The sequence below is a fragment of the Flavobacterium pallidum genome, assembly GCF_003097535.1.
In the GTDB taxonomy this organism is placed as follows: domain Bacteria; phylum Bacteroidota; class Bacteroidia; order Flavobacteriales; family Flavobacteriaceae; genus Flavobacterium; species Flavobacterium pallidum.
In genome coordinates, this window is sequence record NZ_CP029187.1 from 1,158,751 (window position 1) to 1,179,629 (window position 20,879).

16 protein-coding genes are annotated in these 20,879 nt (G+C 46.6%); 10 read left to right on the top strand and 6 right to left on the bottom strand.

Annotated features, from left to right (window positions below):
- Positions 1-10: 10 nt before the first annotated feature.
- The 3 genes from HYN49_RS04660 to HYN49_RS04670 all read right to left on the bottom strand — a co-directional run bounded on the left by HYN49_RS04660 (position 11) and on the right by HYN49_RS04670 (position 6,069).
- Entirely contained in the window at positions 11-3,385 is a 3,375-nt protein-coding gene (locus HYN49_RS04660; RefSeq protein WP_108903036.1) for a hypothetical protein, read from the bottom strand.
- 37 nt (positions 3,386-3,422) lie between these two features.
- Positions 3,423-4,661, bottom strand: coding sequence for a collagen-like domain-containing protein (locus HYN49_RS04665; protein ID WP_108903037.1), 1,239 nt, complete (start codon positions 4,659-4,661; stop codon positions 3,423-3,425).
- 280 nt (positions 4,662-4,941) lie between these two features.
- On the bottom strand, positions 4,942-6,069 hold the full coding sequence (locus HYN49_RS04670; RefSeq protein WP_108903038.1) for a DinB family protein: 1,128 nt from the start codon (positions 6,067-6,069) through the stop codon (positions 4,942-4,944).
- A gap of 221 nt (positions 6,070-6,290) precedes the next feature.
- Between HYN49_RS04670 and HYN49_RS04675 the strand changes: the two genes are divergently transcribed.
- The 9 genes from HYN49_RS04675 to HYN49_RS04715 all read left to right on the top strand — a co-directional run bounded on the left by HYN49_RS04675 (position 6,291) and on the right by HYN49_RS04715 (position 18,311).
- On the top strand, positions 6,291-7,748 hold the full coding sequence (locus HYN49_RS04675; RefSeq protein ID WP_108903039.1) for a CoA-acylating methylmalonate-semialdehyde dehydrogenase: 1,458 nt from the start codon (positions 6,291-6,293) through the stop codon (positions 7,746-7,748).
- Positions 7,749-7,808: 60 nt separating this feature from the next.
- On the top strand, positions 7,809-9,161 hold the full coding sequence (locus HYN49_RS04680; protein ID WP_108903040.1) for an aminotransferase class III-fold pyridoxal phosphate-dependent enzyme: 1,353 nt from the start codon (positions 7,809-7,811) through the stop codon (positions 9,159-9,161).
- A 12-nt stretch (positions 9,162-9,173) separates the two neighbouring features.
- Positions 9,174-10,631 (top strand): NCS1 family nucleobase:cation symporter-1, encoded by a 1,458-nt coding sequence (locus tag HYN49_RS04685; protein ID WP_108903041.1) that lies wholly within the window; start codon positions 9,174-9,176, stop codon positions 10,629-10,631.
- 68 nt (positions 10,632-10,699) lie between these two features.
- The gene (hydA, locus tag HYN49_RS04690) at positions 10,700-12,082 is read left to right on the top strand and encodes a dihydropyrimidinase (protein WP_108903042.1); all 1,383 of its coding nucleotides are present in this window, start codon (positions 10,700-10,702) and stop codon (positions 12,080-12,082) included.
- A gap of 25 nt (positions 12,083-12,107) precedes the next feature.
- The gene (locus HYN49_RS04695) at positions 12,108-12,974 is read left to right on the top strand and encodes a nitrilase-related carbon-nitrogen hydrolase (protein ID WP_181369005.1); all 867 of its coding nucleotides are present in this window, start codon (positions 12,108-12,110) and stop codon (positions 12,972-12,974) included.
- 65 nt (positions 12,975-13,039) lie between these two features.
- Positions 13,040-14,425 (top strand): NAD(P)-dependent oxidoreductase, encoded by a 1,386-nt coding sequence (locus HYN49_RS04700; protein WP_108904957.1) that lies wholly within the window; start codon positions 13,040-13,042, stop codon positions 14,423-14,425.
- Positions 14,426-14,473: 48 nt separating this feature from the next.
- Entirely contained in the window at positions 14,474-15,742 is a 1,269-nt protein-coding gene (gene preA / locus HYN49_RS04705) for an NAD-dependent dihydropyrimidine dehydrogenase subunit PreA (RefSeq protein ID WP_108903043.1), read from the top strand.
- A 128-nt stretch (positions 15,743-15,870) separates the two neighbouring features.
- Positions 15,871-17,112, top strand: coding sequence for a M20 family metallo-hydrolase (locus HYN49_RS04710; RefSeq protein WP_108903044.1), 1,242 nt, complete (start codon positions 15,871-15,873; stop codon positions 17,110-17,112).
- Between the two features lie 41 nt (positions 17,113-17,153).
- Complete coding sequence (locus HYN49_RS04715; protein ID WP_108903045.1) at positions 17,154-18,311, top strand: methionine aminotransferase; 1,158 nt, start codon at positions 17,154-17,156, stop codon at positions 18,309-18,311.
- Between the two features lie 132 nt (positions 18,312-18,443).
- Here HYN49_RS04715 and HYN49_RS04720 read toward each other — a convergent pair whose 3' ends face one another.
- The 3 genes from HYN49_RS04720 to HYN49_RS04730 are packed head-to-tail and all read right to left on the bottom strand — an operon-like array spanning position 18,444 to position 20,140.
- A complete protein-coding gene (locus HYN49_RS04720; RefSeq protein ID WP_108903046.1) occupies positions 18,444-18,995 on the bottom strand; it encodes a phage tail protein in 552 nt (183 codons plus the stop codon).
- Positions 18,996-19,007: 12 nt separating this feature from the next.
- On the bottom strand, positions 19,008-19,568 hold the full coding sequence (locus tag HYN49_RS04725) for a phage tail protein (RefSeq protein WP_108903047.1): 561 nt from the start codon (positions 19,566-19,568) through the stop codon (positions 19,008-19,010).
- A 2-nt stretch (positions 19,569-19,570) separates the two neighbouring features.
- Complete coding sequence (locus HYN49_RS04730) at positions 19,571-20,140, bottom strand: phage tail protein (protein WP_108903048.1); 570 nt, start codon at positions 20,138-20,140, stop codon at positions 19,571-19,573.
- A gap of 300 nt (positions 20,141-20,440) precedes the next feature.
- Here HYN49_RS04730 and HYN49_RS04735 point away from each other — a divergent pair, with 300 nt between their 5' ends.
- Positions 20,441-20,875: a thioredoxin family protein gene (locus HYN49_RS04735; RefSeq protein WP_108903049.1), complete on the top strand. Its 435-nt coding sequence runs from the start codon at positions 20,441-20,443 to the stop codon at positions 20,873-20,875.
- Positions 20,876-20,879: the final 4 nt, after the last annotated feature.

Below are 20,879 nucleotides of genomic sequence, written 5' to 3' on the forward strand. Positions count from 1 at the left end.
GCTGCTTGATTTAGGAATTTAGATAGCTGCCATACCAGCCGATTTCGCCGGGTGCGTCAGGATTGCCGTAAAGGATCAGGTTGGTGGTGCCGCCAGGTGGGAATTTCACGCCGAGAAAACTCATGCCGATGCTCCTGAGCCATAATGAATAAATCGTTTTACCGGGATAGGTGGTATTGTCGAGGTTCAGCACGAAGGCTTCCGTACTGAGTTGAAGGACATTCTGGAACGAAAACCCTTTTGCCCCACCGGTACCCGGAAGCCTTATCCCAATCATTACTGCGGGTTTATCTGCCGAAGCGCTCCAGGCCAAAAGAATCCTTGCGGTAAAGCCCGCCTGTGCAGCGAGTGCACCCATACTGCCGAGATTCAGCGTGCAAACCAGGCCGAACCAATCATCACCTAACGCTTCGAAATCGACATTGTTAGGGAGTTGCAGCGGCACATACCCCAATTCTTCGGCCGTGCCGGCTTTACTGCTCGTAAGGCTGGTGATGGTAAGTGGGAAATTAGGGTACAGGCTTCGGTCGTGGACGGTGCTGAGTGAGGTGTCAAAAGACGTACTTTCTTCGGTAAAATCGAATACCCTGTCCCTGATGCTGTAGCTTGGAGGCGTGTCAGCACTTTTAATCAGGTCCATATTCATCTGGATGGCCAGGTTGTAAAAATACAATCCGGTATCAATGGAGCCCGGCGTCGGGACCTCATCGCCAAATGAAAACATATCGACACCGTCAAGCTGTACGAAATTCAGGTAGCCCCAAAAAGAGAAGGTACTGCTGATGTGCGACACTTCTTCCCCGGCTTCGAGCATTTCAGTGGGATTGATATTGGTATTAAAACGCGCTTTTACAATCTGTACATAATTCAGCACCTGGCTGTTCATGTAAAACTGGTAGAATTGACCTTCTTTAGTGGTAAATGAATAGGTAGGTTTGCCATTATGCTCTTCATAACTTCCGATAAGCTGGACGGTACAGTTCGCAAAGGCAGGTTCACCGAACCAATTCGTAGCCGATATCTCGATGAGGCTGTTGAAATCAGTGATGCTGGAATTGTCGAAAACCACCTGTAAATACAATACCGCAAAATTATACCCGTCTGCACCAGGATTGATTGTGGTGCCTTCAGCCGGATACCCTGTGCTGATACCGTTTGCCAATGCGTATGCGGCATCATAATAACTGATGAGCCCGAAAAGTGAGCTCTTTGGAATCGTAAGCTTGTTATCATCCGGCTTGATATAATTGACCTGGATGCCGAAGTGGTGCCCATTGAAGTGCGTAAGGTCAATTCCGCCTAACAGTCCGCGTAAATCATCCGGGAAATTGTCCAATCCGATGTCCACCTGTAATGCCAGAATGCCGTTCCAGCCGTCATTGGTGACGATGTCAACGAAGTTTTGGAACCTGGCATCGCTTGCGGCGCGATCTGTCGCATCATTGATGTAATTCGTAAGCCATTGCGACACCAAATCCGGTTTGTCATTAAAAGTGCCGGAGTTCGTCCAGGTTTGCGTGTCTGAAGCGCGGTCCTTGAGGCTGCCGTCACAGAATTTAAAGATCAATACGTTCGAATAACTATTGTCGCTGCCCTGCGGATTGATCATGAAAGGCCAGCCTTCAATGTCGATCTCATTCTGAAAAGCGCCCAATTGATGCGGCGACGAAATCACCATAAACAATTGGTTGCTCTGCAAAGCCTGCTGTATCGGTGATGAGATTGCGGGGCTGCCGGTAAATTCCAGTTTCCTACCGCTCACGAGGTTTTGTGCCAATAATACTGAACTCCAGTCGAACCCGCTTATTGTAGCGAGCAATCCTTGTGGCGTGGTCGTTGTTTTTGCTTCGCCATCCTTGAGGAGTTTTTGGTTTGTTGTGCCATGTTCGGCAATTTGTTTCCTGCGCGACGGGTTCAGGATGCTGATCTCAAAATCGCGCATGGTTTGCAACAGGGTTTTGTCACCAACAGCCCCGGCATAAGGCACCATCGGGAAAACGGTGCTGTTCACCGGAGGGAATGCTGCCGAAGCGGCAGGATACACATCCATTATAGTCAGTGTTTCGGGGCCTGAGCCTGTAGATTTTGATGGAAGGAACAACGGACTCGATTCCGGCTGGGAATGATAAAGCGGTTTTTCGACAGTGTCGCCCTGGTAAAAGCCCATCCATGAAGTCATATAAGTATCGCAGAGCAGCGCTCCGGGTAGGCAATCGGCTACAGCTGAAACGACTTTTGCGGCGGTCAGCGGATAAGCCTGCGCAAATGCTGCGTTGTTCGGGGTAAAGCGTATGCGGTCGCCTTTGTAATTTCCGGTTGCCGGAATAAATGAAATGTATTCGGTACCCATGACACCCGCAACGAGCGTGTGCGTGTTTTCCGCATTGGAAGCCTTTTCCCTTACAGCCATGCAAAAATCGCCGGAAGGGGCGAGGTAATAATCCGTATTCCCGTTAGTTTTCGGCAGCGGTTGGAATACTAAAGCCGGGAAATTTTCGGTTGCGGTATCATCCGGAACAAGGAAAACGGGATTTCCGTAAATAGTGCGGAAAGTGCTAGGAAGCCAGCCCGGATTGTCGGGTGTAGCGATTTGGAATCCACCGGAATTATTGGGTAGGATCTGAAACCATTCCTTCTTGAAATGCAGGAAGGTCCGCTTAGAATCCACCGGATGTAACGGGTCCCATTGGGCATTAAAAAACAATTGATCGCCTTTTTTTGTTTCAAAGACGGGATATTGGAGTTGTGTGATATTATTATTCTGATCCGGATAATAATATTTGAGGCCGACATTCCAGCCTGTCCTGAAAGCATCACTGCAGTCGCCAATAGCGCCTTCGAAAACGATGGTCCCGGCTGCTCGCCCTGATAGCGGAATGCTGATGCCTTTACCGTAAGCGGGAGGCTGCGCACCATCAGTTTTGGGATAACCGATGATAATAGTTTCGGTTTCGTTGACCAGATCAATCGGGCTGTCTTTGAAAATCGGGATGCGGTAAGATCCTATGGATACGTTGCTGTCGTTTTTTATAATAATGTCATTGGAATCATCTGTTTTGGAGCTGATCAGGAAAACCGGATTGGATGCATCGGGGTTTTTAATTTTATTAATGTCGGCTACCCACAGGATGCCGGTATGTTCCAATGCACTTTTGCCGGAAAAATAATCCTGCAGCGCAGTAGTGCAACTTCCGAAATCTTCCCTCTTCACCGGTTGCCCGAAAAAGACATAAGCACCGGCATAATCATTCCATGACTGTGCCAAGGTCATTGCGGAAGGGATCGGGTTGATATTGGCTGCAGAAAAATAATAGGCAAACGAAATCTGCTCCGGATTGATATCGGGAACAAACAGACAGGTATTGTCAATACGGTTTAATTCCATCGGGATTTATTTATGGTAAATTGATTGGCCGGAATGCTTATTGCATCGGGAAGGCAACGATATTGTCCTCGTTCCACATGCCTCCGCCAAAGTTATTGACGGTCTCATTAGTGCCGACAGGGATTACATTTCCTGCGAGAAAATAATAGTTCTTATAACTTCCTGATGAATTCTCGATGACGAGCATTCCGGAGGCGGTAGCATACTTCGCAGGACCTACAATACAGCCGCTCACGAGATACCCGCCTTTGATGTCCTTGGTGGGATATTGGACATTCCTGTCGTCTGTAAATGTCGTTCGTACCCAATAAGACGAACCGGAGGAAAGGTTGTTTACATTGATAAGCATGCAGACGAATACGGTATATGTTCCGGGAGGAAGCAGCAATGTAGTACCTGTAAGATTGAATTTCTGGGTGTCACCAGGCTGGATGTTGACTGCGTATCCCCAGTTGCCTCTCATTACCTTACCCAGCTGACCCGGAGGTCCCTGTGGGCCGGTTGATCCTGGGAATCCCTGACCACCCTGGCCACCCTGGGGGCCCTGCGGCCCTGTAGAACCATCCGCACCGTTGTTGCCCTGCGGCCCTTGCGGTCCGGTTGAGCCGTCTGCACCATTATTGCCTTGTGCTCCCTGTGGCCCTGTAAATCCGTCAGCACCGTTATTGCCCTGAGGCCCTTGTGGTCCGGTTGACCCGTCAGCACCATTGTTTCCTTGTGGTCCCTGCGGTCCTGTTGATCCATCTGCACCGTTATTCCCTTGCGTGCCGGTTTCCCCCTGAGGTCCCTGCGGCCCTGTTGATCCGTCTGCACCGTTATTTCCCTGTGGTCCGGTTGACCCGTCAGCACCATTATTCCCCTGAATACCTTGCGGTCCGGTTTCTCCCTGATTCCCCTGTGGTCCCGTTTCACCTTGTATGCCTTGCGGTCCCTGTGATCCTGTTTCTCCCTGGATTCCTTGTATCCCCTGCGGCCCGGTTTCACCCTGGATTCCGGTGACACCCTGGAATCCGGTGATGCCCTGTGGTCCTGTAATCCCATTGACAACAAGGTAGCTCCAAGTGTTTCCGGGATAGCCAGTGATTCCCTGCACGCCGGTTTCTCCCTGCGGCCCGGTCAATCCCTGCTCACCCATAAGACCTGTGAGACCCTGCAGTCCTGTTATTCCGGTTTCTCCCTGTAGCCCGATTTCCCCTTGCGGACCCGTGACGCCTTGTGGCCCGGTAATGCCCTGAGGGCCGGTAATCCCTTCATCGATATTGGTTTGATTGTTCATGGCTGTTTATTGGTTTAATGATATAAATGATGTTATGATCTGGTTCTAAAAGCCTTATGCTGCCGGGTTGACTGTAATTTCAATTATAAAAAGTTGTATGGCAATGAGTTATCGCCCGCGATAAGAATTTCAAAAGCTAAAGTAGGTCTATTTTTTAACGCGTTTATACGTATAATTACTTGTTTTTAAATGTGTTAAAATTCGGAGAAGGATTATTTATGGACATAAAAAAAAGCCACTCTTCCGAATGGCTTAATCCTTTTTATTTTATCTGTGAAAATTAATTCTTTATAGGCTGGTCGAGCTTTACCTCTTGCTGCGGCGGTATCCGTTTGGACAAAAACAAAATCTGTCCCAAATGGCTGGACTGGTGTTCCATCACATGAAACCAGCAATAATGATTGGTCATGCTCGTGCCGTTGGGTGTTTTCTCAAACCAGGCATCATCGTGCTTTTTCAGTTCGGCAATAGTTTTGGCGCGCACTTCGTTATATATATCGAGGTAGTATTGCACGTCGTGTCCTTTAAATTCGTCCCGGCCGCCCTGGTCCAAATCCAATGCGACTTCCCATTTTTTCTTTTCCTCCTCATTAAAAGTGCGGTTTTCAAATGTCAGTACCTGGTAATACGCTTCCGCGGCGGCGAGGTGCATGATCAACGAACCAATCCGGTTTGCCTTATCATCATGAAGGTAATCCAGCTCATATTGGCTCATGTTCTTCACCTTGTTTTCCACCCGGTCCTTTAAATCTTCAAGCATCGAAATCATTGCGCCAATTTGTGGCGAAGCACCTTCAACATTTCCGATTTTTCCACGCTCTTTATACACAATCCCTTTTCCTTCAAGGAGTAACGAGGATTTTCCGGCGGTTTTATCCTCTGCGGAAGCGATTTCATATTCTTTGACCCTTATGATTTTATCTTTTGAAACTCCCAGGCTCCATTCCGGAATGCTGTTGTTTTTCACCTTTTGCTCAAAACTGGCATTGCGGATGGCGACCTGGTCAAAAGTGCCTTTATCATTTTCAATCGACAATTTGAAATCATCGAAGTAAAACCGGCCGTTGTATTCCATTACACCCCCGAAATTCAGCACACTTGAGTTGGCATCAATCGTGCCTTCAATGATGTAGGATTGCCAGGTGTCGGATGTAATCGGGCGATCCCCCATATTGTCAAAAAATCCCTGCTCTTCATTTTTATTATCGACCCTTGCCCAAAGCCCTGCCGTAGCGTGCGGATCTTTCGTCACTACCTTCACTGAGGCTTCCAAGCGGAATTTTTTCTTTGTTTTTGATTCGATAGCGATGCTTTGAGTGAACGAAGTCCATTCGTCAGAAACAACTTTCACTTCCTGGGCGCGCAATGGAATGACAGTCAATAATAGTAATAAAAGGATTTTTTTCATGATAGTGGTGTTTTAAGGTTTTCAGGCGCCGTATATAACGGTGGTTCAGACAAATATAAGATTATCTTTTATTACTTCCATATTTGGGTCGGTATGGATATGAAAATAAGAATATCAAAATAGATTGATTCCATATTTAAGGATAATACAAACATGAGGCTTGTTTATTTGAAAATTGTTTATATTTTCGTTAAAACGTTTAAAACATAATGTAACGAAAAATGAAGTACCCCGCAATTCAAAATTATATTGACGGGAAGTTCGTAAGCGCTTCCACGTCAAAAACCATGGATGTCATTTCCCCTCTCGACGGAAATCATTTATCGACCGTCCCAATGTCTTCCGATTCCGATTTGGACAAAGCTGTAAAAGCCGCTCAGGCTGCGTTTCCATCCTGGAGCAAAACCCCGATTAAGGAACGCGTGCAGGTGTTTTTCCGATACAAATATTTACTTGAAAAAAACCTGAAGGAACTGGCCGAATTGTGCAGTGAGGAAAACGGAAAAACTTATGGAGAATCCGTCGCCGAAATCGAAAAATGCATCGAGCTTACGGAATTTGCCACCTCGTTGCCGCAATTGATTACTGGTGAATTACTCGAAGTGAGCAAAGGTGTCGAATGCCGTACAGAGCATGTCCCGCTTGGCGTGGTCGCGTCGATTGTGCCGTTCAATTTTCCGTCGATGGTACCCAACTGGACCATTCCGAATGCGATTGCTTTAGGAAATTGCATGATCATCAAGCCTTCTGAAAAAGTGCCGCTGAGTTGTGGCCGATTGGCCGGATTGTTAAAAGAAGCCGGCTTGCCCGACGGGGTTTTCAACATTGTCCACGGCGATGTCGATATCGTCAATGCCATTTGCGACCATCCGGATATTGAAGCGGTTTCGTTTGTCGGTTCCACCAAAGTGGCAAAAATTGTGTACCAAAGAGCGACTTCAAATTATAAAAGATGCCTGTCATTAGGCGGTGCTAAAAACCACCTGATGGTCCTGCCCGATGCGATTCCGGAAATGACGGCACAGAATGTGGCCGCTTCCATGTCAGGTTGCGCCGGGCAGCGTTGTATGGCGGCATCTGCAATGATTGGCGTGGGCGATGTCGATCCGATAATTGCAAAAATCTGTGATGAAGCCAGGAAGATTATTCCGGGTGAAAATCTCGGTGCCGTCATCAACAAAGAGTCTCAGCAACGAATCGAAAGATACATCACCGAAGCCGAAAATGACGGCGCTAAAATATTGGTCGACGGGCGAAACACTAAAGTTTCCGGAAAGGAAAACGGCACTTACGTAGGGCCAACAGTGATTGATTATGTCACGCCTCAAATGAGTGTCGCAAGAGAAGAGATCTTCGGGCCGGTAATCTCTATCATGAGGACAAAAACTGTCGACGAAGCCTTGTCAATCGAAAATGCGAATCCATACGGAAATGCCGCAAGTGTTTTTACCCAAAACGGCGGTATGGCACGCTATATTATTGACAAAGCAAGCGCCGGAATGATCGGAGTGAATGTCGGTGTTCCTGTTCCAAGGGAGCCTTTCAGTTTTGGCGGATGGAACGAAAGTAAGTTTGGTGTAGGTGATATTACAGGAAAAAGTTCCATCGAATTCTGGACGAAACTCAAGAAATCAACGATCAAATGGAACGCAGAAGCGGGTGTGAACTGGATGAGCTGATGCATTCAAAAAGCTGAAGGCCTAAAGCGCAGCGTGTCCAACAATCTAAAATCCAATGAAATGATTACCAAAGAAGATACTTTAAAAAAAGAACAAATCATCGCCGACAGCAAGGAATTCAGCTTGTTTTCCTGGTCGGCACAGGCGAGCGTAAATCCGATTGCGATTGAACGCGCGGAAGGGGTTTACTTATACGAATACGGCGGCAAACGTATCATCGACTTTTCGTCGGGATTGATGTCTGTAAACATAGGCCATGGCGACCAACGTGTAACTGATGCTGTTGTCGAACAAATGCAGAAAGTGAGTTTCGTCACCCCAAGCTGCACTACCGAAATCCGTGCTAAACTGTCCAGGAAACTGGCTGAAATCTGTCCTGGCGATTTAAACAAGGCATTTTATACTTTATGCGGAACGTCATCGATTGACAATGCGATCAAACTCGCCAGATTGTATACGGGAAGGCATAAAATCATCGGAAGATACCGCGCTTTCCACGGCGGTTCAATCGGCGGAATGACCGTTGGCGGCGATCCTCGAAAACTCGCCAATGATTCCCAGCAAATGCCGAATGCCGTGCATCTTGATGACCCGTATTATTTCTTCGGGATGAAAGACCTGGATGAAAAAACGAAATTGCATTTAAGCCTGGAATATGTAGAAAGGGTGATCCACTTAGAAGGGAAAACCAATATCGCCGCCTTTATTTTTGAAGGCGAAAGCGGTTCTTCAGGTTGCCTGAAATATCCAAAAGGTTATTTAAAAGGGGTTAAGGCCTTATGCGAAAAATACGGAATCCTGTTCGTTGCCGATGAAGTCATGAGCGGATTCGGGCGTACCGGGAAATGGTTCGGTTTTGAAAACCACGATATCGTCCCCGATATGGTTTGCATGGCCAAAGGCCTGACCGCGTCCTATCTGCCGTTAGGCTGCCTGATGGTTTCGGATAAAATCGCTGAAAAATTTGAGAACACCCCGATGATGATCGGACTTACATATAACGGACATCCGGTTGCTCTGGCTGCGGCTTTGGCTGTAATCAACATTTACGAAAGTGACAATCTGATTGAAAATGCCCGTGATATGGGCGCTTATCTCGAATCACGTATTGAAGCCATGAGGAGCCAACATCGAAGCATGGGCGCTTTCCGCAACACCGGATTGCTGGGCTGCCTCGATATCCTGAAAAATAAAGCCACAGGCGAATTGATTGCGCCCTACAACGCTGCCGCAGATGATTTGAAAGTGACCAACCAGATCGCTGCCAAAGTCCGCGAACTTGGATTATACACCTTCGTACGCTGGGGTTATATTTTCATCGCGCCGCCATTGTGTGTCAATAAGGAACAGATTGACGAAGGCCTTGCGATCATCAGTGAAGCCCTGAGGATTTCCGATGCGGCGATGGTTTAAATTTCATCAAATATGAACAAAACAGAAATGACCAATTCGTCATTATACAGCGAAGACCTTGCGCCGGTGCCGGCTGACAAACGCAGTTGGAACACCTGGAATTATGCCGCCTTATGGATCAGCATGAGCCTTTGCATCCCTACGTATATGCTGTCGAGTTCCCTCATTGAAGGCGGAATGAATTGGTGGCAGGCGATCCTCACGATATTTTTAGGCAATACGATTGTCCTGATCCCGATGATTTTAAATGGTCATGCCGGAGCAAAATATGGTATTCCGTTTCCGGTCTTTGCACGCGCGAGTTTCGGAACAAAAGGTGCCAACATCCCTGCATTATTACGTGCAATCGTGGCCTGCGGCTGGTTCGGGATACAAACCTGGATCGGTGGATTCGCGATGTACCAGATGTTTCGTTTATGGATTCCCGCATTGGACACGTTAACACCCATTTTTCCGGATTCATGGGGGTTGCAAACCGGCCCTGCAATTTGCTTTTTCGGGTTTTGGCTGTTGAATATGTATGTCGTTTATCTTGGTGTTGAAAGCATCAGGAAGTTGCTCGTTTTTAAAGCGATTTTTCTGCCCGTTGCCGCATTGGCGTTGTTGCTTTGGGCGATTTCAGCAGCAAATGGTCTTGGCCCTGTTTTAGATACACCCTCAAAATTTGTAAACACATCCGATTTCTTTCATTTCTTTTTTCCCGCGTTAACCGGAATGGTGGGCTTTTGGGCGACATTATCCTTAAACATCCCCGATTTTACCCGCTATGCTAAATCCCAGAAAGCCCAAATCAAAGGACAAATCATCGGTTTGCCGTCCTCAATGACATTATTTGCTTTTGTTGGCGTGGTGGTCACTTCGGCAACGACAATCGTTTTTGGAACCACGATTTGGGATCCTGTGGTTTTGGCAGGAAAATTCGATAGTAAGTTGTTGATTTCCGTAGCGATGATAGCGGTGGCGATTTCCACATTGGCAACAAATATTGCAGCGAATATCGTCAGTCCGGCCAATGATTTTGCCAATCTCGCCCCATCAAAAATCGATTTCCGTAAAGGCGGTTACATCACCGGAATTATCGGGATTTTGATATTTCCGTGGAAACTGATTGCCGATCCGTCAGGTTACATTTTTACGTGGCTTGTCGGTTATTCGAGTTTACTCGGGCCCATCGGCGGGATCATGATTGTCGACTATTATTTCATCCGGAAACAGGCCCTGGAGATAGATGAATTGTATAAAACCAACGGAATTTACGCTTTTATAAAAGGATTTAACTTTTATGCCATCGCCGCATTGTTGATTGGAATTGCACCCAATGTTCCGGGTTTCCTGACCACAATAAAAGTGGTCGGAAATGATGTTTTTCCGGAATGGGTTTCAGGCTTATATCATTATGCATGGTTTGTAGGATTTGGTATCAGCGGATTGGGGTATTGGATTTTAATGAAGAACAAACAAAGTGCCTGAGTGCCTGAATGCCTGAGTTTTTAAGTAGCTCATGCACTCTGCACTCATGTACTCAGAAACTAAAAAATATGAGCATCTTAATTAAAAACGGAAGAATAATAACGGCAACCGACGACTACACAGCCGACATATTTATTGAAGGTGAAACCATTCAATCGATTGGAAAAAACCTCAATGTCCATGCCGATGAAGTCATCGATGCCTCCGGAAAGCTTGTGATGCCCGGCGGAATCGATCCTCATGTACATCTCGACATGCCTTTCATGGGCACTTACAGCAGCGACAATTATGAAACGGGAACCCGGGCCGCGCTTTTTGGAGGAACAACAACCGTTATAGATTTCATCCTGCAAACACAAGGCAAAAGTTTGCAGTCGGCGCTACAGGAATGGAAAGGCCGCAGCGACAACAATGCTGTCGGCGATTACAGTTTTCATATGGCTGTTACCGATTTCAATGAGGAAACCAAAAAGGAAATCCAGCATTTCATCGAAAAAGAAGGTATTACGTCATTCAAAACCTTCATGGCCTACAAAGGCGCACTGATGATCGATGACCGGCAAATGGTGGGCCTGATGCAGGAAGTGAAAAAACACGGCGGCCTGATCAATGTGCATGCGACCAATGGCGATATGATTGATTTCCTGATTGCAAAGCACAAATCTGAAGGAAAATTTTCTCCGTTATATCATTATCTATCCCAACCAGAAGTCACTGAAGCCGAAGCCAGCAGCCGTTTTGCAGACATGGCCGACTACACAGGCTGTCCGGGATATATCGTACATTTAACGTGTGAAGGCGCGTTGAACGCCGTCCGTTTTGCCACGCGCAGGAACCAGCATGTTTTTGTGGAAACCTGCATTCAATATTTGATTTTGGATGCCAGTGTATATGAACAGGATTTTGAAGGTGCCAAGTGGGTGATGTCGCCGCCGCTGCGTGAAAAGAAAGACCAGGAAACGCTTTGGGCAGGATTGAACCAGGGGTTGGTGAATGTCGTTGCGACTGACCATTGCCCATTTATGTGGGAACAAAAGTTAATGGGAAAAGACGATTTCTCCAAAATCCCGAACGGCCATCCCGCAATTGAAAACCGTATGGAACTGCTGTTCAGCGAAGGGGTCTCCAAAGGCAAAATCACGTTAAATAAATATGTAGAGGTAGCGAGTACAAACGCCGCTAAAATCTTCGGCATGTTCCCTAAAAAAGGCACGATTGCCACAGGGAGTGATGCCGATATTCTAATCCTTGACCCAAATGAAAAGCACACGCTTTCAGCAAAAAACCACCATATGAATGTCGATTACAGTGCCTACGAAGGCAGGGAACTGACCGGGAAAGTAAAAACCGTGTTATTGCGCGGGAAAGTAGTGATTGATAATAACGAATGCAAAGTAGAAAAAGGCTACGGGCAATTTGTAAAACGGAATAAAGTGACAGGAAAAATATAGTAATTTCTCATTCGTAATTTAAATTATGTCCAGAATAGTAAAATCAGGGCTTATCCAATTGAGTTTAGCCAAAACCGAAGGCGAAGGCACCATCCCTGAAATCATGGATGCGATGCTGCAAAAGCACATTCCATATATCGAAGAAGCGGGAAGGCAAGGCGTCCAGATCCTGTGTTTCCAGGAAATCTTCAACACGCCATATTTCTGCCCTGGCCAGGATTCGAAATGGTACGCTTCCGCAGAAACCGTTCCTGGCCCTACAACCGAATTGATGCAGGGGTATGCCAAAAAATACAATATGGTCATCGTCGTCCCGATTTATGAGAAAGAGCAATCCGGAGTGTATTACAACACCGCTGCGGTCATCGATGCCGATGGGACCTATTTGGGAAAATACCGTAAAAACCATATTCCGCAGACCGGTGGTTTCTGGGAAAAGTTTTTCTTCAAACCTGGAAATTTAGGCTATCCGGTGTTTCAGACAAAATATGCTAAAGTCGGCGTTTACATCTGCTACGACCGTCATTTCCCCGATGGCGCGCGCTGTTTGGGACTGAATGGCGCCGAAATCGTCTTCAATCCATCGGCAACCACCGTCGGGCAATCGCAATATTTATGGAAACTGGAACAACCGGCGCATGCTGTGGCGAATGGCTATTTCATGGGATGCATCAACCGTGTAGGGACTGAAAAACCATGGAACCTTGGAAAATTTTACGGCACTTCTTATTTCGTGAACCCGCGTGGGGAAATCCTGGCCTGTGCTTCCGAGGATAATGACGAACTGCTCGTTGCCGAATTTGATCTCGATTTGATTGATGAGGTTCGTGGCAAATGGCAGTTTTATAGGGATAGACGGCCTGAAACTTATAAGGAAATTACCGAATTATAGACTTTCAACCACATCGGTTTTCTATGCCGCTATGTGGTAAAAAATCAAACAACAAAACAAAAGTTATGAGCATAAAAAATAACCGTTTAACCAACCAGGATTACGAATTCAATTTCGCCGACATCCATCCGCCGTTCGAAACTCCCGACGCGGCGCTCACCGAAGCCAACCGCTGCCTGTTTTGCTACGACCCGCCGTGTATGAAGGCGTGCCCGACATCGATCAATGTCCCGAAATTCATCAAGCAAATCGCAACATATAACGATAAAGGCTCGGCGCACACGATTTTTTCCTCGAATATTATGGGCGCGGGCTGCAGTAAGGTCTGCCCCGTGGAGAAATTATGCGAAGGCGCCTGTGTCTACAATCTGATGCACGAAACCCCAATCCACATCGCCAAACTCCAGCGCCATTCAACCGAAAAAGCCATGAAAAACCAATGGCAATTATTCGACAGGAAACCATCAACCGGAAAGCGTGTCGCCATCATAGGTGCAGGCCCGGCCGGTTTGAGTTGTGCACATACACTAAGCCGCGAAGGAGTCGAAGTCACGATTTACGAAAAGGAAGCCAAGGGCGGCGGACTCATGACATACGGCATTGCCGCGTATAAAGTCACTCCTGAATTCTGCGAAGATGAAGTCAATTACATTACCTCGATCGGTGGTATTTCAATCAAATACAACCATGAACTAGGCCGTGATATTTCGATTGATGAACTGCAACGCAATTATGATGCGGTGTATCTCGCTTTTGGTGTCGGAAAAGCGCGCCAGTTGGATATTCCGGGAGAAAATTTATTTGGTGTGACCGATGCTATCAAATTCATTTACGATTTAAGAAATAACGATTATTCAGAGATTGCTGTTGGTGATAAAGTTGCCGTCATCGGAATGGGAATGACCGCCATTGATGCCGCCACACAGGCCAAAAGGCTTGGTGCTTCCGAGGTACATTTGGTTTACAGACGTACACAGGAAGAAATGCCGTGTACCGAAAAGGAGCTCAACATCGCCAAGCTCGACGGCTGCAACATCATCTGGCTTGCCGCCCCGAAAGAAATCATCGGCGATGGTGAAAATGTGTCACAACTGGTTTGCGATGTCATGGAATTGGGTGCACCCGATGCCAGCGGCCGCAGAAGCCCGGTTGAAACAGGACAAACTTTTACGCTCGATGTCGACATGGTTATCAAAGCCGCAGGACAAATGCCTTTTTCAGAAATGGTTGCCGGCGAAAACCTGCAAAATAACAACGGAAAAGTGTCCGTACAAAGCAAATCCAAAACCAGCTTGGATAATGTCTTTGCCGGAGGCGATTGCGTGAATGGCGGACGCGAAGTAGTCGATGCGGTACAAGCCGGAAAAGATGGTGCGGCAGCCATCCTCAAAACCATCATCAGCCCGGATTATATCATCGAATCAGAACTCAAACCAACCTTCAATAACTAGATTTTATGGATCTATACCATAATCCATAATTCGCAATTCATAATTAACATGGCAGATATATCAACAGATTTCCTCGGCATAAAATCCCCAAATCCCTTCTGGCTCGCCAGCGCCCCGCCAACCGATAAAAAAATAAATGTTGTACGTGCTTTTGAAGCGGGCTGGGGCGGCGTCGTCTGGAAAACCCTTGGCTCACAGGTGAAAAACGTTTCTTCAAGATATTCCTCAGTCAATTACGCCGGGAAAAGGATGATGGGTTTCAACAACATCGAGCTCATCAGCGACCGGCCGCTGGAAATCAATTTAAGGGAAATCACCGAAGTTGTCAAATTGTTCCCTGACCGCGCGATGATCGTGTCACTCATGGCCGACAACGACCGCCATTCCTGGCACGAACTCATCATGAAATGCGAAGATGCCGGAGCCATGGGCTTCGAACTCAATTTCGGCTGCCCGCACGGCATGACCGAGCGTGGAATGGGCGCAGCAGTAGGGCAGGACCCTGAAATCGCCAAAATGGTTGTCGAATGGGTTATGGAAAAAGCGACGATTCCTGTCATCACGAAATTAACTCCAAACGTACATTCGGTTGTGCCCACTGCACGTGCGGCCGTCGAAGGCGGTACAAACGCCTTAAGCTTAATCAACACGATCCAAAGCGTCACCGGCGTAGATTTAGATACATTGGTGCCAAACCCATATGTCGCCGGGAAAAGCGTTTTCGGAGGCTATTGCGGCCCGGCAGTCAAACCGATTGCGCTGAAAATGCTGACTACCGTCGCACAGGATCCATTGGCGTCACAGGTTCCCATTTCCGGAATCGGAGGTGTCAGTACCTGGCGTGATGCGGTCGAATTCATGCTCCTGGGCGCGACTTCCGTACAGGTCTGCACCGCCGCTATGAACCACGGTTTCCGTATCGTAGAAGACATGTGCGAAGGCTTAAGCAACTGGATGGACGAAAAAGGATTCCAGAAAACCACCGATTTCATTGGCAAATCTGTAGAGAAAATCACCCATTGGGAAGACCTCGACATCAATTACCACCACATCGCCAAAATCGATCAGGACAAATGCATCCATTGCGGCTTATGTTACATTGCCTGCGAAGACACTTCTCACCAGTCTATAAATGTTGACAGAGGCAATCCATACAACCATTATACCGTAAAAGAGGAAGAATGTGTGGGCTGCAACCTCTGCAAATTGGTTTGTCCTGTCGACAACTGCATCACGATGGAAGTGCATCGCGTCGCCCCGGAATACGTAAACTGGAAAGACTGGCAGCGTCTGGGCTTGCCTTTGAATGATCATTAATTTTTTATGGGCGTTGCCTTCGGCCCGGGCTTTCGCACTCGCTTTTTTTGCTGCGTAAACTCCGCAAAAAAGAGCTCAGACAATGGCTCAATCCCTAACGCGGCATCTCCTAACATGAACGAATCAGCATGAAAATAAACGCATCCCGCCTGCAACAACATTTCGAAGCCATGAGTCTCATTGGCAAAATCGGCGACACCGGAACCTGCCGTCCCGCACACACTGCATTGGAAAAACAGGGATTTGAACTTGCTTCCTCATGGATGCATGAAGCCGGAATGACAACACACATCGATAATTTCGGAAACCTCATTGGAAGACTTGAAGGTAAAAATCCGGAACTGCCTGTTTTGATGATGGGCTCGCATCTCGACTCGCAGCCTTACGGCGGGCGTTTTGATGGCGTGGCCGGCGTGTTGTGCGCCATTGAAGCCGTCACGATTTTACACGAAAATGGCATTGTTCCCGAACGTCCTGTAGAAGTCATATCCTTCGCCGATGAAGAAGGCTGGCGCTTTAATAAAGGGCTTTTCGGGTCGCGTGGTATTTTAGGAAAACTCGAAGCAGGGGAATTGCAACGCACAGACAAAGACGGGATCAGCCGCGAACAGGCATTAAAGGATTTCGGTTGCGATATTAACAAATTTAATGAATCGGAATACAAACCGGGAAGTATTTTCTGTTTCCTCGAGCTGCACATCGAACAAGGTCCGGTACTCGACCTGGCACACAAACCCATTGGTGTCGTATCCGGAATTTCCGGGCCATTATGGTGGACAGTGAAATTGAAAGGCATGGCCGGGCATACCGGTTCAGTCCCAATGCCGATACGCCAGGATGCTTTGCTTGGCGCTGCTGAAATTATCGTCGCAGTAAATGACATTGCAACGCAGGTTCCCGGAGCACCGACTGTCGGCACTGTAGGGACAATCCAGGTTTTCCCCGCATCACGGAATATCATTCCCGAGCAAGTGACTTTTACGGTAGATTTGCGCGACATCGACCTGGAACGCAGGAACCGTTACGAACAACAATTGCGTGACCGCATCGAATCCATTACAAAAAAACACAACCTGACTTACGAAATTTCGGAAGACACCAACAGCGACCCGCGTTATTGCGCCGACTGGATCAAGGAAATAATCCACAAACACTGTGAAAACCTAGACCTCGACGCGCCCGAATTGATGAGTGGGCCGTTCCACGATGCATTGGCAATGTCGTATGCCTGTGATTACGGCATGATTTTCGTACGCTGCAAAGACGGCATCAGCCATAATCCTCTGGAATATGCGTCGTATGGGGACCTCGCTTTAGGAACGGAAGTTTTACTGGGAACGGTGACCGAAATTTTAAATAAAGGCATTTAATCGGAAGTTTTTCAGACCTTTGGTTACAAGACTTGCATCAGATGAAAAATATAAAATCCAAGCTTCCGTACGTAACCCATCATATTTTTTCCGAGATGTCAGCATTGGCAACACGATACAATGCGATTAATTTATCACAGGGATTCCCGAATTTCGAACCTTCACAGGAATTGCTGGACTTGGTCGGCATTTGTTTAAATGACAAAAGTATGCCGTTGGTAAATCAATATGCTCCAATCGCCGGACTGCCTTTTTTGAGGGAAAAAATTGCCGAGAAAGTGCACAGCAGTTATGGCATCGAAGTGGATTGGGATAAGGAAGTGACCATAACCGTTGGAGCCACCGAAGGAATTTCTGCCACGATTTCTGCCTTTGTATGGCCGGGTGAAGAAGTGATACTGATAGAACCATGCTATGATTCCTACAAGCCGGCGGTGGATACGGTAGGGGGTAAAACCGTTATTTATACAATGAAATCTCCGGATTTTAAAATAGATTGGGATGAATTCGCAAAGTTAATTACGGCCAAAACCAGGATGATCTGCATTAGTACCCCAAACAATCCAACGGGAACGATAATGCAGGAAGAGGATATGCTAAAGCTGTCGCAATTGGTCCATGGCACTGATATCATCATTATGAGCGACGAGGTTTACGAGCATATGGTTTTTGATGGTAAAACTCATGAAAGTCCGTTAAAATATGACGCACTCAGGGAAAGGACGGTGTCTGTTTTCTCATTTGGGAAGACGTATCATATCACGGGATGGAAGGTCGGTTACTGTATCGCCGCTCCGGAATTAACAGTTGAAATCAGGAAAGTGCACCAGAATTCCGTATTCAGCGTCAGCCATCCATTGCAAAAGGCGCTTGCGAAATATATGGATATTTCCGATGACCATTTGAAATTGCCTGAATTTTATCAAAAGAAAAGGGATTTATTTTCTGAGGCCGTAAAGGGGTCACGATTTAAATTGTTGCCTTGTGCCGGTTCTTATTTCCAGTTGTTCGACTATTCGGACATATCTAATGAAAACGACTATGATTTTTGTGTCAGGCTGATTCAGGAGCACGGCGTAGCGGCAATCCCGGTTTCAAGGCTTTACACCGATTTCAAAGATGACCATTTGATCAGGTTGTGCTTTGCAAAAACGGATGAAACCCTTTTAAAGGCGGCAGCATTGCTGAAAGAAGTTTGATTTCCCGATTTCCCAAAACCCTGAAAATTCTCGGCAGGCTGAGGACCGAATTTGGATTTTAGGGGAATTTTAAACCCAATAAAAACAAAAAATCCCGGAATTAATCGCCGGGATTTCATACTGCAATTTTTATTATTCCGGCCGCGGTTCAGGCCCTTCTAGAGACATGCAATACATCATCGGCAAAACCGGCATGATATTGTCCATGGGTTCCTGTTTCGTAGTTTGCATGCCCATCTCTACTATTCCGATGATATTTCCCATTGTAGCATCGGCAGTTGTAGCATAGGTGTCCTCATTTTGCAGGCGAAGAAAATTACCAATGGGTGAGTCACTATCCTGATCATCGCTGCCAGAGACCTTTAAACGGATACTGACATTGGCCGTGTGCCGGTGTGCCGGCATGTTTTCCAGCTTTACCAGGGTCTTCTCTGTTCCAATGTTTTCCCCTAACCTGATCTCACCGCCCTGATCCCGCTTGCCTATGCCGCAAACGAGCCGCCCCCTGAGGTCAGGTACCCTAAAAGTGGTTATGCCATCACCTCCGTAAGTGGTTTTAATCAGCTTAAAAAGTGCATCATGTTGCCTGATTGACAACAGCTGACCGTTGCATTCGACATAGCCTCTTGGAGCAAAGTTACCGGCTATGAGCATTATCTGTCCTAAATATTGATCGTCATTCATATGTATGTATTTTTAGCTGTGCACCGGCCGTTTTCCGCGATGGCATATATAATATGCCATTCCTATGGTGGGCTGCATGTTATTGATTTTTTTTCCTTCGCCGCTACTGGTGGATAAAATCTCTACGCTTTTCGATACGCCCATCAGTTTATCAGCACTCGCGGCATAGGTTTCGTTCCCAGGTGTAGTCCTCAGGAAAGCATCCATTGGTGACTCATAGTCAGCATTGTCCTTTTCCGTACCACCTATAAAAGCTTCACCGCTCCCGGGATGTGTATGCGTCGCAAGATTTGTTTCCCTGAGACTAAAGGCATCTTCACCGTCGGTTTTACCAAAAGGGATTTCGATTCCCGTTTCTCCCGGACCTGCCCCAATGGGAATAGTGTAATTCAGGTTAGGAATTCCGAAGGTAGTGGTTCCGTTACCGCCAAAAGCGGTTCCAATCACAGAAAATAGCGGCCCGTACCGCAATACGGAAACCTGGCTGCCATCGCATAAAATATAATTCTCGGGAATTATCGTGTCTGGTCCATAGGGGAACAGCACTACGGTACCTATAATTTCGTCTATCATAATTAATTTGGTTTTATTGGAAAAATTCCGTCAATACAAATGCAATAATTCATTCCAATGCTTGGCTGAAGCAATAGGAACGGAAGGCCTGCACCGGCCGGATTTACGGAAACGTCTTCGGAAGTCAGTTCTGTTAAAGAAGACTTTCCTGTCATTACGGCCGCGTATGTTTCTTTGCCGGGCGTCGCCGCCGGATAGGCATTTACCGGGCTCGGCGTATCTCCGGGACCGGTAGAACAAGGTGCGCCAAACTGGAACACTTCCTGATTCAGATGAAAATGCCGCGGCACGTTATCGGGTTTCATGCTGTTGGTCGCCGAACCAGCCAATTTGCCCATCGTGTAAGTGTTTGAAAGCCCTTCGCCTTTACCCCGATGTATTGGGGCCACACCACGCAGGTCGGGAATCCTGAATTGGTTTCTTGGTGTGTTCCTGTCCCCATAGGCATTCCCGATATACTCAAAAAGCGGCGTATACTCGTCGATGTTCAGTAACCGTCCATCACACGGGAGCCATCCTTTCGGTACAAATTCAAAGGCAAATAATTTTATCTGCCCAATGTAAGATGTCATAATTTATTGGTTTAAAGGTTAATATGAGATAAATATAGTAAAAACCTTATGCCTTTAGTTTGGATTTGTAGTTTTTTTACCACATAGTTTGGATTATTCATATTTTATAGAATTATGTGGTCTTCATTTTAAATTTATGTTTAAACAATCAGAAGTTATAAAATTCACATATTTTGTCGTTTTTTAATGTAATAAGTAAGATGATTCTGGTTTTTTCAAATCATTACTAATCTTAAGTAAGGATTAATTTTAGTCCGGCAATAATCGAAACGATGGTGCGTTATTTTCTAAATTAGCCTTATGAAATTATTTGTCCTCCTTAGTTTATTGCTCGCGCTTCCACTACAATGGGAGCCAGATTTCGAAAATGCTAAAAAAAGCGCGAAGGAAAATCACCAGCTAATATTGCTTAATTTCTCCGGATCGGATTGGTGCGGCCCTTGTATGGTAACCAAAAAAGATTATTTCGAAAATGAGGCTTTTTTAGCTATGGCAAAAACCAGCCTGGTTTTAGTCAATGCTGATTTTCCAAGGAAGAAGAAGAATATACCATCTGCAGAAATCGTTAAACGCAATGAAGCTTTGGCTGAAAAATACAACAAACAAGGCATGTTCCCTTTTACACTTTTACTCGATGCTGATGGGAAAGTACTTAAAACCTGGAGCGGTAAACCCGAAACGCCTCCTGAAGAATGGACAGCCGAAATAAAAGCCATCTGCGCCGCACATAAATAGTTTC

What these genes read in the sequence shown, in the direction of transcription:
- HYN49_RS04695 (WP_181369005.1), top strand. Translation starts at nt 12,108, where the DNA reads ATGTCCAGAATAGTAAAATCAGGGCTTATCCAATTGAGTTTAGCCAAA.
- preA (WP_108903043.1), top strand. Translation starts at nt 14,474, where the DNA reads ATGGCAGATATATCAACAGATTTCCTCGGCATAAAATCCCCAAATCCC.
- HYN49_RS04700 (WP_108904957.1), top strand. Translation starts at nt 13,040, where the DNA reads ATGAGCATAAAAAATAACCGTTTAACCAACCAGGATTACGAATTCAAT.
- HYN49_RS04725 (WP_108903047.1), bottom strand. Translation starts at nt 19,568, where the DNA reads ATGATAGACGAAATTATAGGTACCGTAGTGCTGTTCCCCTATGGACCA.
- HYN49_RS04665 (WP_108903037.1), bottom strand. Translation starts at nt 4,661, where the DNA reads ATGAACAATCAAACCAATATCGATGAAGGGATTACCGGCCCTCAGGGC.
- HYN49_RS04680 (WP_108903040.1), top strand. Translation starts at nt 7,809, where the DNA reads ATGATTACCAAAGAAGATACTTTAAAAAAAGAACAAATCATCGCCGAC.
- HYN49_RS04730 (WP_108903048.1), bottom strand. Translation starts at nt 20,140, where the DNA reads ATGACATCTTACATTGGGCAGATAAAATTATTTGCCTTTGAATTTGTA.
- HYN49_RS04715 (WP_108903045.1), top strand. Translation starts at nt 17,154, where the DNA reads ATGAAAAATATAAAATCCAAGCTTCCGTACGTAACCCATCATATTTTT.
- HYN49_RS04710 (WP_108903044.1), top strand. Translation starts at nt 15,871, where the DNA reads ATGAAAATAAACGCATCCCGCCTGCAACAACATTTCGAAGCCATGAGT.
- HYN49_RS04685 (WP_108903041.1), top strand. Translation starts at nt 9,174, where the DNA reads ATGAACAAAACAGAAATGACCAATTCGTCATTATACAGCGAAGACCTT.
- hydA (WP_108903042.1), top strand. Translation starts at nt 10,700, where the DNA reads ATGAGCATCTTAATTAAAAACGGAAGAATAATAACGGCAACCGACGAC.
- HYN49_RS04670 (WP_108903038.1), bottom strand. Translation starts at nt 6,069, where the DNA reads ATGAAAAAAATCCTTTTATTACTATTATTGACTGTCATTCCATTGCGC.
- HYN49_RS04660 (WP_108903036.1), bottom strand. Translation starts at nt 3,385, where the DNA reads ATGGAATTAAACCGTATTGACAATACCTGTCTGTTTGTTCCCGATATC.
- HYN49_RS04720 (WP_108903046.1), bottom strand. Translation starts at nt 18,995, where the DNA reads ATGAATGACGATCAATATTTAGGACAGATAATGCTCATAGCCGGTAAC.
- HYN49_RS04735 (WP_108903049.1), top strand. Translation starts at nt 20,441, where the DNA reads ATGAAATTATTTGTCCTCCTTAGTTTATTGCTCGCGCTTCCACTACAA.
- HYN49_RS04675 (WP_108903039.1), top strand. Translation starts at nt 6,291, where the DNA reads ATGAAGTACCCCGCAATTCAAAATTATATTGACGGGAAGTTCGTAAGC.